This window comes from Thiomonas bhubaneswarensis (genome assembly GCF_001418255.1).
Taxonomy (GTDB): domain Bacteria; phylum Pseudomonadota; class Gammaproteobacteria; order Burkholderiales; family Burkholderiaceae_C; genus Thiomonas; species Thiomonas bhubaneswarensis.
In genome coordinates, this window is sequence record NZ_LIPV01000007.1 from 77,621 (window position 1) to 90,725 (window position 13,105).

Annotated in this window: 13 protein-coding genes; 2 read left to right on the plus strand and 11 right to left on the minus strand. The window is 66.1% G+C overall.

Annotation, left to right across the window (positions count from 1 at the left end; genetic code table 11):
* Nucleotides 1-38: 38 nt before the first annotated feature.
* Both ASC45_RS10445 and ASC45_RS16205 read right to left on the minus strand, forming a co-directional pair.
* A complete protein-coding gene (locus tag ASC45_RS10445) occupies nucleotides 39-809 on the minus strand; it encodes a CorA family divalent cation transporter (RefSeq protein ID WP_342665699.1) in 771 nt (256 codons plus the stop codon).
* Entirely contained in the window at nucleotides 758-1,084 is a 327-nt protein-coding gene (locus ASC45_RS16205) for a hypothetical protein (RefSeq protein ID WP_342665700.1), read from the minus strand. Before ASC45_RS16205 ends, ASC45_RS10445 begins: the two co-directional genes overlap by 52 nt.
* A gap of 90 nt (nucleotides 1,085-1,174) precedes the next feature.
* Between ASC45_RS16205 and ASC45_RS10450 the strand changes: the two genes are divergently transcribed.
* Nucleotides 1,175-2,815 carry a 3-(methylthio)propionyl-CoA ligase gene (locus tag ASC45_RS10450; RefSeq protein WP_055450980.1) on the plus strand — a complete coding sequence of 547 codons (1,641 nt, stop codon included), beginning with the start codon at nucleotides 1,175-1,177 and terminating at the stop codon, nucleotides 2,813-2,815.
* Between the two features lie 73 nt (nucleotides 2,816-2,888).
* Here the strand turns inward: ASC45_RS10450 and ASC45_RS10455 are convergent, their stop codons facing one another.
* The 4 genes from ASC45_RS10455 to ASC45_RS10470 all read right to left on the minus strand — a co-directional run bounded on the left by ASC45_RS10455 (nucleotide 2,889) and on the right by ASC45_RS10470 (nucleotide 7,555).
* Nucleotides 2,889-3,824 (minus strand): sulfur oxygenase reductase family protein, encoded by a 936-nt coding sequence (locus tag ASC45_RS10455; RefSeq protein WP_055450981.1) that lies wholly within the window; start codon nucleotides 3,822-3,824, stop codon nucleotides 2,889-2,891.
* Between the two features lie 106 nt (nucleotides 3,825-3,930).
* Entirely contained in the window at nucleotides 3,931-4,467 is a 537-nt protein-coding gene (locus tag ASC45_RS10460; protein WP_055450982.1) for a helical membrane plugin domain-containing protein, read from the minus strand.
* 25 nt (nucleotides 4,468-4,492) lie between these two features.
* On the minus strand, nucleotides 4,493-5,785 hold the full coding sequence (locus tag ASC45_RS10465) for an NAD(P)/FAD-dependent oxidoreductase (RefSeq protein ID WP_055450983.1): 1,293 nt from the start codon (nucleotides 5,783-5,785) through the stop codon (nucleotides 4,493-4,495).
* A 255-nt stretch (nucleotides 5,786-6,040) separates the two neighbouring features.
* Complete coding sequence (locus ASC45_RS10470; protein ID WP_055450984.1) at nucleotides 6,041-7,555, minus strand: bifunctional hydroxymethylpyrimidine kinase/phosphomethylpyrimidine kinase; 1,515 nt, start codon at nucleotides 7,553-7,555, stop codon at nucleotides 6,041-6,043.
* Nucleotides 7,556-7,743: 188 nt separating this feature from the next.
* Here ASC45_RS10470 and ASC45_RS10475 point away from each other — a divergent pair, with 188 nt between their 5' ends.
* Nucleotides 7,744-8,313, plus strand: coding sequence for a hypothetical protein (locus ASC45_RS10475; RefSeq protein ID WP_245610027.1), 570 nt, complete (start codon nucleotides 7,744-7,746; stop codon nucleotides 8,311-8,313).
* Nucleotides 8,314-8,377: 64 nt separating this feature from the next.
* Here the strand turns inward: ASC45_RS10475 and ASC45_RS10480 are convergent, their stop codons facing one another.
* The 5 genes from ASC45_RS10480 to thiC are packed head-to-tail and all read right to left on the minus strand — an operon-like array spanning nucleotide 8,378 to nucleotide 13,091.
* Nucleotides 8,378-8,956, minus strand: coding sequence for a TMEM175 family protein (locus ASC45_RS10480; RefSeq protein ID WP_055450986.1), 579 nt, complete (start codon nucleotides 8,954-8,956; stop codon nucleotides 8,378-8,380).
* Between the two features lie 2 nt (nucleotides 8,957-8,958).
* The gene (locus ASC45_RS10485; RefSeq protein WP_141655774.1) at nucleotides 8,959-9,789 is read right to left on the minus strand and encodes a thiazole synthase; all 831 of its coding nucleotides are present in this window, start codon (nucleotides 9,787-9,789) and stop codon (nucleotides 8,959-8,961) included.
* 31 nt (nucleotides 9,790-9,820) lie between these two features.
* Complete coding sequence (thiS, locus tag ASC45_RS10490) at nucleotides 9,821-10,054, minus strand: sulfur carrier protein ThiS (RefSeq protein WP_055450988.1); 234 nt, start codon at nucleotides 10,052-10,054, stop codon at nucleotides 9,821-9,823.
* Nucleotides 10,051-11,163: a glycine oxidase ThiO gene (gene thiO, locus ASC45_RS10495; RefSeq protein WP_055450989.1), complete on the minus strand. Its 1,113-nt coding sequence runs from the start codon at nucleotides 11,161-11,163 to the stop codon at nucleotides 10,051-10,053. Before thiO ends, thiS begins: the two co-directional genes overlap by 4 nt.
* 2 nt (nucleotides 11,164-11,165) lie before the next feature.
* Nucleotides 11,166-13,091 carry a phosphomethylpyrimidine synthase ThiC gene (gene thiC, locus ASC45_RS10500; RefSeq protein ID WP_055450990.1) on the minus strand — a complete coding sequence of 642 codons (1,926 nt, stop codon included), beginning with the start codon at nucleotides 13,089-13,091 and terminating at the stop codon, nucleotides 11,166-11,168.
* Nucleotides 13,092-13,105 lie beyond the last annotated feature (14 nt).

Here is a 13,105-nt window from a genome sequence, read left to right on the forward strand (position 1 = left end):
GGCCGATTTCCGGCGGCTTCGTGGGCGCGTGCGCCTTTTCAGTCATCGCGGCCGCGAAACAGCAGCCAGGCCACCAGCGCGGAAGCGGCCACGACCAGGCCGAGCTTGGTCCAGAACCCTGCCCTGTCATCGGCGAAGGGAATGCCGCCCACATTCATGCCGAAAAGACCGGCGATGACGTTCATCGGCAGTGCCCCCACGGTCACGGCGGTGAGCACGAACAGCGTGCGGCCGGTGCGCTCCTCGATGCCCGCGGCGACTTCCTCCTGCAGGAGTTTGATGCGCTCCTGCTGTGCGGCGAGGTCGCGCAGCACCAGCGAGAACTCTTCGGTCGATTGACGCAGTTCATCCCAATTCTGCGGGCCCAGACTGCGCGGCGGGCGGCTGAGCAGGCGGAACATGGCGGCAGGCTCCGGGGCCAGCAGGCGCTGCAGCCGCAGCAGATTGCGACGCAGCGCGCCGAGCTGCAAGCGTCGCCGGCCCAGCCGACCGGCCATGAGCTGATCCTCGATGGCATCGACCTTGCTCGCGGTGCTGCGCAGGATGGCGATGAGTACGTCGGCCTGGTCGCGCAGCAGGTGATCGACCAGCGCCAGCGGCGAAACGAACGACTCCCCCGCCTTCACCGCGATGCGCAAATGGTCGATGGCGCGCAGCGGCTGCATGCGCACGCTGATGACTCGATGGCGCTCCACGCTCATCCACAACGTGGCAACCTGCAGCGATTCGCGCTGCGCGAAGTCGTACACCACGTCGTTCACCACGGCCACCAGGGCCTGATCGACCACCTCCAGCCGGGTGGATCGCACGCCTTCGCGCTAGGTCTCGAAGCAGTGTTCGGCGTTGTCCAGATTGGCCTGAAGCACTTTTCCGACGACACGTTGGCCGCGTTGAAATGCAGCCAGACGAAAGCGTCGTCCTGCGGCTTTTCTTCGTGCAGCCAGCGAGCGGCCTCGTTCAGCTCCAGCGGCTGCCCGCGGCCCTCGGCGTCGAACAGATAGCCACAGATAAGCCCGGACTGATTGGAGGAATAGATCGGGACGGCAAGCGGCATGGGGTCTTTCGGGGAGGCGGTGCAAGCCATGATGATCGCAAACTCCCGTGAACCGAGGGCAGGTCACCGCTCGGCAGCGGTGCAACAATGGCTTGCAACACCCCATTACAGGAGACTGCCATGCTGGGCCTGATGCAAAACCACCCGCTGTTGATTTCCGGTCTGCTCGACTTTGCCGCGCGCTACCACGGCGACAGTGAAATCGTCTCGCGCCGGGTCGAGGGCGACGTTCACCGCACCACCTACGCGCAGGTTCGGCAACGCGCCGCGCAATGTGCCCACGCGCTCGACGCGCTGCAGATCGCGGCGCAGGATCGGGTGGGCACGCTCGCCTGGAACGGCTACCGGCACTTCGAGCTGTACTACGCGGTCTCGGGCAGCGAGCGCATTCTGCACACCCTCAATCCCCGGCTGCATCCCGACCAGATCGCCTGGATCATCAACCATGCTGACGACCGTGCGGTCTGTTTCGACCTCACCTTCGCTCCTCTAGTCAAGGCGGTCGCAAAGCGCTGCCCCGGGGTAAAGCATTGGATCGCGCTATGCGAGGCCGACACCTTGCCCGCCGAACTGGCGGCGACCGTAGCTGGCGTTCTGAGCTACGAAGCCCTGCTCGCAGCGCAGTCGTCGGAGTATCCGTGGCCCGTATTCGACGAAAACACCGCCTCGTCACTTTGCTACACCAGCGGCACCACGGGCCACCCGAAGGGCGTGCTCTACAGTCATCGATCCACCGTGCTGCACGCCTATGCCGCGGCACTGCCCGATGTGATGAACCTGTCAGCCCGCGATGCGGTGCTGCCCGTCGTGCCCATGTTCCACGTCAACGCCTGGGGCATTCCCTACGCGGGGGCGCTCACCGGCGCCAAGCTGGTGTTTCCCGGCCCGGCGCTCGACGGCAAATCGCTGTTCGAGCTGATGCGCGACGAGGGCGTGACCCTGGCCGCCGGGGTGCCCACCGTCTGGCTGGGACTGCTCAACTTCATGCGCGAGCAGCAGGTGCGGCTGCCGGCGCTGCAGCGCACGGTGATCGGCGGCGCGGCGGCGGCGCCCGCCATGATCCGTGCCTTTGAGGAAGAACTCGGCATTCATGTCCTGCACGCCTGGGGCATGACCGAAATGAGTCCTCTGGGCACGCTGTGCAGCCTGAAAAACAAACACCTCAAGCTCGACAAGGCCTCACAGTTCGCGCTGCAGGTCAAACAGGGGCGGCCGATTTTCGGCGTGGATGTGCGGGTGGTCGACGGCAACGGCGCCGACCTGCCCTGGGACGGCAAATCCGCAGGCAATCTGCTGGTGCGCGGCCCATGGATTGCGAGCGATTACTTCCGCAGCGAGGCCCCCAGCCCGCTGCAGGACGGCTGGTTTCCGACGGGCGACGTCGTCACCATCGACGCCGACGGATACATCCAGATCACCGACCGCACCAAGGACGTGATCAAGTCAGGCGGCGAATGGATCAGCTCCATCGAGTTGGAGAACATCGCCATGGCCCACCCCGGAGTGGCCATAGCAGCCTGCATCGCCCGCCCCGATCCCAAGTGGGACGAACGGCCGCTGCTGGTCGTGGTCAAGCGCGAGGGCGCCACGCTCGACCGCGACGAGCTGCTGCGGTTTTACGAGGGCAAGGTCGCCAAGTGGATGATTCCCGACGATGTGGTCTTCGTCCCCGCCATCCCCCTGGGGGCGACGGGCAAGATGCTCAAGAACCGATTGCGCGACGAGCTGGTGGGCGGCAAGCCGTCTGCGCCTCAACCCTGATGCAAGTGCCAGCCTGCGGACACGGCCCTCGCATCCAGGGCCGTGCGCGGCGGCGTGATGAGCCGAAGCCGGCTCACATCTTGAGTTTGCCGCGCCACAAACCCTGCTCCATCATCGGCGCGAAAAACATGTAGTAAGGGCCTTTGTCGAGGTGCGCCAGCACGCCCTCGTTGTGGATCTTGCGCAGCTCATAGTCCACCATGGCGTGGCCCAGACCCATGTGGGCATGTTCGGGCGACTCCCACTCCATGTGCACCAGGTACTGTGTGGGCTTCTGCGCCGGGATGGGCGGCGTGTCGTGCACCGTGTTCCCGTAATTGGTGTTGTAGGCCGGGGGGTTCGCGCCCAGCGTGGCCTTGATCATGCCTTCGGGGTCGAGCTGGAAGGAGCCGATGGCCGACACGCCGACCTGCTTCATCGCCATCCAGCCGATCATGCCGGGCACGTTCATTTTCATGAACTCCAGCGTGGCGATGGCGCCGGCCTCGAATGCCTTTTCGTGTCCGTCCATGACCCAATGGTCGCCCACGGCGATGCAGCGCTGCGACGCAAGGGCCACCTTGGGAACGGGCTTCTGCTCGGCAAACGCCTGACCCAGCACATTGGGCACGTCCGTCATGCCCATGATCTGCGGCAGGTCGGAGCGTACGACTTCGTAATACGGCTCCCACGGACCCTCGATGACCATGTCCAGACAGTGGCCGCAGAGCTCGTAGATGGTGTCGAAATTGTCGTGGTGCATTTCCTCGTGGGACTTCACGTCCTTCCACACCGTGTACTGATACATGCCGACGGGGTTGAGGGTCTCGCGCATGTCCACCGCGCCGCCGCCGTAGCGACCGGCCATGGGATGGATGCCCGTCTGCAGCAACTGCTCGAAGCCGAGGAACCCCGGGTGCGAGGCCGTGGTGATGCAGACCTTGGGGCCGACTTTCATCATGGTGGCATAGCTTTCCGGGCGGTTGGCCACCTTGGCCTGGTTGATGGCGATGATGGGATTGCGGTTCATACCAACTCCTTCGACAAAACGTTGGAAAAAAGGCCTCCCCAGGGCCCCGGCTGGAGCCCGTTGAACGATGCAGGGATTCGGGAAGGCGAGCGGCGCCTGGGCGCGGTCAGTGAGTGGGTGAGGCTTGGCCGTTGGCGTCTTTGTTGTTGAGCGCCCCCGCCATGCGCGCCAGGGTCTGGATGCCGTGCTGCACTTCCTTGTCGCGCAGCACGTGCATCAGGCCGCCAAAGCCGCCCAGGCCCTTGTCGGACGTGCCCTGCGTGGCCTGATCGATCACCGCGCCGATCTTGTCGGGCAGCTTGAGCATCTGTGTCATGGTGGCGTTGAGGTCGGTATCGCGCAGCCCTTCAGCAGCCAGAATGGCGTTGTCGCGCAGTTGCCGCAGCGCCCCCACTTCATGCAGCGTGACCAGCGTGGCGAGCAGTTCGCGCAGTGCGGGCAGCAGCTTGGGGTCTTTGAACAGGTCGGTCAGCGTCAGCACCGCTTCGGTCATTTCGCCGCCCAGGTTTTTCACGGCGAAGCTGCCCAGTTCCTCGGCTTGCGCGTAGCGGTCGGCCATGCGGCCCAGCGCGACCCACTGCGTGGCGCTGAGCGCGGGCGTGGCCGCCGTTGGGGCCGGTTTCATTCCATCGGTCATATCCATGGTGGTCTCCCAATGAAGCCTCGGCTCAGGCCGCGATCTTTTCGGCCATGACACGGGCGGCGTCCAGGCCCCACGGCGGCATCTTGCCCTTGGAGCGGAAGAACAGATTTTTGTACTGCATCTTCAGCATGTAGGGAATGTGGCCGAGCTTGAGCACCTGGGTATCGCCGCCGAACCAGGAGTTCGAGCGGATGTAGAAGGCCTGGTTGTTGCCGATGTCGCCGATGCAATAGACCACCGGCTGCAATGCCTCGTCGGCCTGTTCGGCGGTGAGGCGCTTCATGTCCTTGGCGATCTGCTTGCCGACGATTTCGGTCTGCTGGTGGCCGATGGCGCCGAGTTTGGGCACGGTGACCGCCGCACTGTCGCCCGCGGCGAAGACGGTCGGGTACTTGGGATTGCGCATCAGCAGATCGGTGATGATGAAACCCTCGCTGTCACTGATCGGCAAGCCCTTGAGAAAGGCATGCGGCACCCAGTCGGGGAAGATGATTTTCAGCTCCGCCTCGACCGACTGACCATTGGCGAATTCAACGCCATCGGCGGTCAGGCGCTTGATGTCGTGGGTTTTGTTCATGTAGTGAAAGCCCATGCCGCTGGCGATGTCGAGCAACTGGCCGACAACTTTTTCGCCGGCATCCTCCGCAATCAGCGCCGCCGGCGTGAACACGGTGATCTTGTCGGGGCCACCCTTGCCCTGCTGCCCAAGCCAGGTGGCGCAGGCCAGCATGGTTTCGACCGGCGGGCCTTCGCAGGCCGCTTCCGCCGCAGGAATGCTGCCGCCCGGATACGGTGCCAGCCCCTTGGCGCCATCGCCCTGGCTGAACCGCGCTGAACCGATGGCGATGGGACCGCCCTTGTAGTCGTGCATCAAGAACTGGCGCAGCGCTTCGCCATAGGTGTTGTCGGTCACGGTGTGGCCGAACTGGGCGAAACCTTCGATCTTGTCGAAGGCCAGTCGGTTGCCCAGCGCCACCACCAGATAGTCATAGGTCGTGGAAGTCGGGGCTGCGCCCGGTCGTTCGCTCGGCACGTAGTCCACCCGCTTGGCGTCCACATCGAGCGCGGTGACCTCGCCCTGGATGAAGCCCGCGCCGATGTCGTGCAAGGGCTCCAGGATGTCCATGGTCATGGTCAACTGCGGGTTGCGGTTCTCGAAGACCTCGGCCGGGATGTTGGGCACATACAGCAGGTAAGGCTTGCGGTCGATCACGGTGATGTCGACGCTGTCGCCTGCGTATTTGCGAATCTCCTGCGCACTGCCCAGGCCGGCAAAGTTGCCGCCCAGAATCAGAACCCGTGGTTTGGCTGCACTCATGGCGTTCTCCTCATCTGAGTTGTCAATCCGGGACCGGAGAAGCCCGCCCCCGAAGGTCCAACTCAACACCGCGAACGCCGCAGCATCGAGCCGACCTGAATCGACAATAGTCCAGCGAGTATGTCAACGCAAACCAAATATCGGATTTATTGCATCTGTTTACAGGAACGACATTGATTCACCATTTCTCTGAAAAAGCACCGTGAATCTCAGAGAAATTTAATCTTTGAGTCGTAAAGCACCAACAGTGAGGCTTCAGACCATCGCCTGCGCCACCGCCTCGTCAGCGCAGGCGGGCCAGACGTGCAGCGCCTCGCGTACGGCGAGTCGCGGGTTGACCGCCTGCGTCACCGCGCTGACCACCGCAGCGCCCGACACGCCCGTGGCGCGCACGGCAGCCATCTGATCGAGGCCGATGCCGCCAATGGCGACCGCCGGGTAACGCGGCGACAGCCACTGCCGCCACTGGGCCAGCCGCTCCAGTCCCAGCGGCCGATAGGGCATGGCCTTGAGCGTGGTGGGAAAGACCGGCCCGAGGGCGATGTACGACGGCCGCAGGGCGTGGGCGCGCGCCATTTCGGCAGGCGTGTGGGTGCTCAGGCCGAGACGCAGCCCGGCCACATGAATGGCAGGCAGGTCGGCGGTGTGCACGTCATCCTGCCCGAGATGCACGCCGTAGGCACCGACCTCGATGGCCTCGCGCCAATGATCGTTGATGAAGAGCTGCGTGCCCGGCACCTCGCGTGCGGCCTGCACCGCCGTGCGGATCTGCATGCGCAGCGCGGCGCCCTCAAGCTCCTTGATGCGAAGCTGAATGGTGCAGACGCCCCACTCCAGCAGCCGCAGCACCCAGTCGGCGTCGGGTACGACGGGATAGAAGCCGATCTGCCCCGAAAGTCGGGCGAAATCGGGAGACGCCTCTTCGGACTGCCCAGGCAGGGGCTGCCACGGCAGATCGTCGCTGTCGGCCCGGGCGTCGGTACGGGTCATCGGCCGCCCCGGCCCGGCGGCGATCGCCTGATCGATCCCCGCGTGCACACGCAACTGAGCCTCTGCTGCGGCATCGAGCACACTCCAGCCCTCGGCCAAACGCGCCGCGCACACGCTTGCATGCACGCAACCCGACCCCTGCGCGCTGCGCGGCAGGCGACGGCTGACCAGCGGCAGCACCGTGCTGCGGGTGATGACCCAGTCGGTGCTGTGCGCGCCCCAGGCATTGCCGCCCTTGACCACCACGGTGCGGTGGGGCGCACCGGCTTCGAGCCAGCGACTGCGGATGGCGGTGACCCAGGCGGCTGGAGGCGGCCCCATGTCCCACACCGGCAGATCGAGCAAGGCGCTGGCTTCGGCACGATTGGGCGTGATGAGATCGGCGCGCTGGGCCAGACGCATGGCCAGCCCGCCGCCTTGCGCCTTGGTCCAGGGCTCGGCGCCGCCGACCAAGGTCAGTTGCGGATCCCACACCACCGGGCACTGACGAGACTCGACGAACTGCGCCACCTCCTCGGCCACGGCGGGATGACCGATCATGCCGATCTTGACCGCGGCGGGCTCGCCGTCTGCGAGCAGGGTGCGCAGGCTGTCGCGCACGATGCCGACCTCGGCCGCCTGCACGGCCTGCGCGCCGTAGGAGTTCTGCGCCGTCATGGCCGTGACGATGCTGGCACCGCGCCAGCCCAAGGCTCGCCAGGTCGCCAGATCCGCTGCGAGTCCGGCGCCTCCTGCGGGGTCGTGGCCGGCAATGGTGAGGAGATAAGGGGTTGTTGTCATGTTCGAATTCTCCCTGTTCGCTGCAGTGTAAGGATGTCGCGCGGGATCGATTCCGTTGTTTTGTTACCCTGGGCTTACACACCGCAGCGCAACTCCGCTGTCAACGTTTCGTCTGACCTCGCGTTGGAATCCCCATGAAACCTCATCTCGTAGTCTCCTCTCTCCTCCTGAGCACGTGTGCATGGGCATTGCCTGCACACGCCGAAGGCCCTCCCGTCAGCGTGCAGTTCACCATAGGCACGCCGCCTCCGCCACCGCCCGTGTATGTGGCTCCGCAGCCCGTCTATGCACCCCCGCCCGTGGTCGTGGCCGCGCCGCCGACCATGGTGTGGCTGCCCGAGTTCAGCGGCTATGTCGCACTTGGCGTGTCGCAGCCCTTGTTTTTCCTCGGCGGGGTGTACTACTACAACAGCGGCGGGCGCTGGTACACCGGCCCGCATTACGGCGGCCCATGGCATCCTGCCAAGCGCATCCCTCCTGGACTGCGCAAGTTCCGCGACCACGACTGGGAGCGTGCCCAGTACCGCGCGCAGCGCTACGACCGTGATCCGCACTGGAAGCGGTTTCGTGCCGAGGGCGGCGTTCGGCCCGGGCCAGAGGGCTCGCCCTATCGCCCAGGCCCGCCGCAACATGGTCCTCAAGGCGGTCCTCCCGGCCATTACCCCGATCAGCGCCCGGGTGAAGGCCACGGTAACGGCCACGGAAATGGACATGGTCACGGTCGGCCTGACAACGGCAACCGTTACGACCGGCCCTGAGCCTTGGCCCTTGCGTCCGGTCGCATGACCGGGCCGGACGCAGACAGCGCGGCTGAACATGGGGTCAGTGCCCAATGAGCGAGCGCTCGATGCGGCGATCGGGCACCAGCCAGAGCAAGGCCACGGCCACGTAAAGCGCGAGTGACAGCCACGGCTGCCACAGCGTGAGTCCAATGCCCACGACATAGAGCACGGGCGACAGCTTGCCCTTCCAATCCCGCCCCACAGCGCGCTGCAGCAGCGAATGCACGCCCTGCGCCGCGATCAAGGTGTTTTTCAGCATCCAGTAGGCCAGCGCCGCCATGAGCAAGACCACGCCGTAGACCGCAGCGGGCCATGCGGCGAAGTGGTTCTCGCCCATCCAGCCGGTGACGAAGGGAAACAGCGACAGCCAGAACAGCAGGTGCAGGTTGGCCCACAGCACGCCACCGTTCACCTTGTCGGATGCGTGAAACATGTGGTGGTGGTTGTTCCAGTAAATGCCCACGTAGACGAAGCTGAGCACATAGCTGAGAAAGACCGGCCAGAGCGGCAGCAAGGCTTCGACTTGCTCGCCATGCGGCACTTTCAGTTCGAGCACCATGATGGTGATAATGATGGCGAACACGCCATCGCTGAAGGCTTCGACACGTCCTCTTTCCATGCTCAGCTTCCCGTCTGGTGCCAGAACGGCACGCCCACCATGGGCGTCGAGGCCTGGGCCACCTCGCGGGTGCGCATGGGCAGCGCGCGGTGGGCCAGGCGGCCAGCCTGCACGCCCAGGGCAAAAGCGCGCGCCATGGCCACGGGGTCACCAGCCTCGGCCACGGCGGTGTTGACCAGCACGGCGTCATAGCCCAGTTCCATCACCTGCGCGGCATGGTGGGGCGTGCCGATGCCGGCATCGACCACCAGCACGCTGTCGGGCAGGCGCTCGCGCAGGGTGCGCAGCGCCGGCAGGTTGCGCGGCCCGGCGCCGGTGCCGATGGGTGCGGCCCAGGGCATGATGGCGGCCACCCCGGCGTCTCGCAGCTTCATCGCCGTCACGAGATCGTCGGTGGTGTAGGCAAACACGGCAAAGCCCTCGCGCACCAGAGTCTGCGCCGCCGCCACGGTGCCCCAGGGATCGGGCTGCAGGGTGTAGTCGTCGCCGATGACTTCGAGCTTGATCCAGGGCGTGTCGAAGATCTCTCGCGCCATATGAGCCAGCGTGACGGCTTCGTCGGCGCTGTGGCAGCCCGCGGTGTTGGGCAGCAGGTGACACCCGAGCGAGCGAATGCGTTGCCACCAGGGCTGCCCGGCCTGGCTCTGCGGTGCCAGACGCCGAAGCGACACGGTGAGCACCTCGGTCTGCGCGGCCATGACGGCATCGGCCAGCACGCTGGGCGACGGATAGCGCGCCGTGCCGAGAAACAGGCGGCTGTTCAGCGACACGCCGCCCACCTGCAACGGATCGGGCTGCGTCAGCAGGGGCGAGCCTGCAAAGGGTGGGTTCATGGTGCCTGGCGTCGAATCGTTCCCGTCCATCTCAGCCTCCCACCACGGGGCAGACGACCTCGATGTGATCGTCGGCCTGGAGCTTTTTTTCGGCCCAGCGGTCTCGCGGTACGAACTGCTGGTTCACGGCGCAGGCCATGGCCCGGGTCGTGTCGTAACCATGCTCGGCGAGCAACTCGGCCAGTGTGGCGCAATGGGTGGCCAGGGCCTGGCCATTGAGTTGCAAGGGCAAGGCGGATCGGGGTTCGGTCGAGGACGGGCTCATCGGCTCATCTCCACAGCATGCGCGGCGTCGCTCGCCAGCGCGTTGAGCAAGGTGCGCTCGGCCTTTTGCACCATGGCCGGCGCGACGAGAAATCCATGGCGGTACAGCCCGTTCAAGTGCCAGACACCGTCGCGCTGCGCCCATACGGGCTGATGGTCGTCGGTGGCCGGGCGCAGGCTGGTGGCAGCGCGCACGATGTGCGCCTCGCCAAACGCCGGGTGCACGCTGTAAAGCGCACTGGCGAGTTCGAGCATCGAGCGCACGGTGACCGGCCCGGTGTCTTGCGACTCCAGCTCGGTGGCGCCGATGACGAAGCGCCCTTCGGCGCGCGGCACGATGTAGAGCATGTAGCGCGGGTGGATGAGCCGCACCGGCCGCTGCAGCACCACCTGCGGGCAATGCACCGTGAGCACCTCGCCGCGCACGCCGCGCAGCCCGGGCCAGTCTGCGGCCACGCCGCGGCAGTCCACCACGGTGTCGGCCTCGATCGCCTGGCCGTCGGTGGTGTGCACGCTGTGCGCGTCCACGCTTGCCACGGTGGTGCGCTCCAGCCATTGCCCGCCGGTCTGGGCCATGCCTTGAGCGATGGCGAGTTGCAGGGCGTTGAGCAATTGGCCGTTGTCGAGTTGCCCTTCAAGGGGCAGCCACAGACCGCGGTCGAAACGCCCGGCGAACGCCGGTTCGAGCGCGGCGACGGCCGCCGCGTCGAGGCTTTTCACCGCATCGCGCTTGTCGGCAGGCAGGCGGTAGCGGATCAGATCGGCATAGTGCGCCAACCCCGGATGATCGGGAGCATGCGCCACCACCAGCGAGCCTTGCTGATGAAAGTCCACCGCCTGCCCGGTCTGCGCCTGCAGCTCGGCGAGCCACTGCGGCCACAGCGCCAGCGACTGCTCGCCCAGCGCGAACAGCTCGGCATCGCTCACCACCAGTTCCGCATACGGTGCGAGCATGGCCGCGGCCACGCCAGCGGCGAGGTCGCGGTCGTCACGGGCGCGGCTGTCGATCTGGCTGACCGCCACCCCGGCGCCCAACAGCCGCCACGCCAGCAGCCGCCCGGCCAGCCCGGCCCCGGCGATGGCGACATGCGCGGTGCGCTTCGCCACCATGGTCATGCCTTGTCGGCCGGTTGCGGCGCACGCGCGCCGGGCACGGGCACGCTCACATACACCTCGCCACCACCCGCGCGGAACTGCTCGGCCATCTCGGCCATGCCGGCTTCCACCGCAAGCTCGGTCTTCACGCCCTTGCCCGCAGCGTAGTCACGCACTTCCTGGGTGATCTTCATCGAGCAGAACTTCGGCCCGCACATGGAGCAGAAGTGCGCAGTCTTGTGCGCCTCTTTCGGCAAGGTCTCGTCGTGGAATTCCTTGGCCTTTTCCGGGTCGAGGCCGAGGTTGAACTGGTCGTCCCAGCGGAACTCGAAGCGCGCCTTGCTCAGCGCGTTGTCGCGCGCCTGCGCACCGGGGTGGCCCTTGGCGAGGTCCGCAGCATGCGCGGCGATCTTGTAGGTGACGATGCCGTCGCGCACGTCCTGCTTGTCGGGCAGGCCGAGGTGCTCCTTGGGCGTGACGTAGCAGAGCATGGCGGTGCCATACCAGCCGATCATCGCCGCGCCGATGGCGCTGGTGATGTGGTCGTAGCCGGGCGCGATGTCGGTGGTCAGCGGCCCCAGGGTGTAGAACGGCGCCTCGCCGCACTTCTCCAGCTGCCGGTCCATGTTCTCCTTGATGAGCTGCATGGGCACGTGGCCGGGGCCTTCGATCATCACCTGCACATCGTGTTTCCAGGCGATCTGCGTAAGTTCGCCCAGGGTGTCGAGTTCGGCGAACTGGGCCTCGTCGTTGGCATCGGCGATCGAGCCTGGGCGCAGGCCGTCGCCCAGGCTGAAGGCCACGTCGTAGGCCTTCATGATGTCACAGATGTCCTCGAAGTGCTCGTAGAGGAAGCTCTCCTTGTGGTGCGCCAGGCACCACTTGGCCATGATCGAACCGCCGCGCGAGACGATGCCGGTGACGCGCTTGGCCGCCAGCGGCACGAACGGCAGACGCACGCCGGCGTGGATGGTGAAATAGTCCACGCCCTGCTCGGCCTGCTCGATGAGCGTGTCGCGGAACAGCTCCCAGGTGAGGTCTTCGGCCACGCCACCCACCTTCTCCAGCGCCTGGTAGATCGGCACGGTGCCGATGGGCACCGGCGAGTTGCGCAGAATCCACTCGCGCGTCTCATGGATGTGCTTGCCGGTGGAGAGATCCATCACCGTGTCCGCGCCCCAGCGGATGGCCCAGACCATCTTTTCCACTTCTTCGGCAATGGAACTCGTGACCGCGGAATTGCCGATGTTGGCGTTGATCTTCACCAGGAAGTTGCGGCCAATGATCATCGGCTCGCTCTCCGGGTGGTTGATGTTGTTGGGGATGATGGCGCGGCCGCGGGCCACCTCGTCGCGCACGAACTCGGGGGTGATGCGCGCGGGAATGCTGGCGCCGAAGCTCTGGCCCGGATGCTGCTTGAGCAGCCCGGCGTCGGTGAGCGCGTCCAGGCGCTGGTTCTCGCGGAGGGCGATGAACTCCATCTCCGGGGTGATGATGCCGCGGCGCGCGTAGTGCATCTGCGTGACGTTGGCCCCGGCTTTGGCCCGGCGCGGCAGCGGCAGATGCGGGAAGCGCACCGCATCCAGCGCGGCATCGGCGTTGTGGTGGCGCGTGGTCTCGGAACTGAAGGAATCCAGACGTTCGGTATCGCCGCGTTCGGCGATCCACGCCGCGCGCAGCGCGGGCAGGCCACGGGTGAGGTCGATATCCACCTGCGGATCGGTGTAAGGGCCGGAGGTGTCGTACAGCGCCATGGGCGCGTTCTTCTCCACCCCGAACAGCGCCGGGGTGTCGGCAAGAGAGACCTCGCGCATGGGCACGCGCAGATCGGCGCGGCTGCCTTGCAGATAGATCTTGCGGGACTGGGCGAAGGGGGATCGGGTGATGCGCGCGCTGAGATCGGCGGCGTCCACCTTGTAGCGGGATTCGGGCAGAGCAGACATGGTTCCTCCGGGGA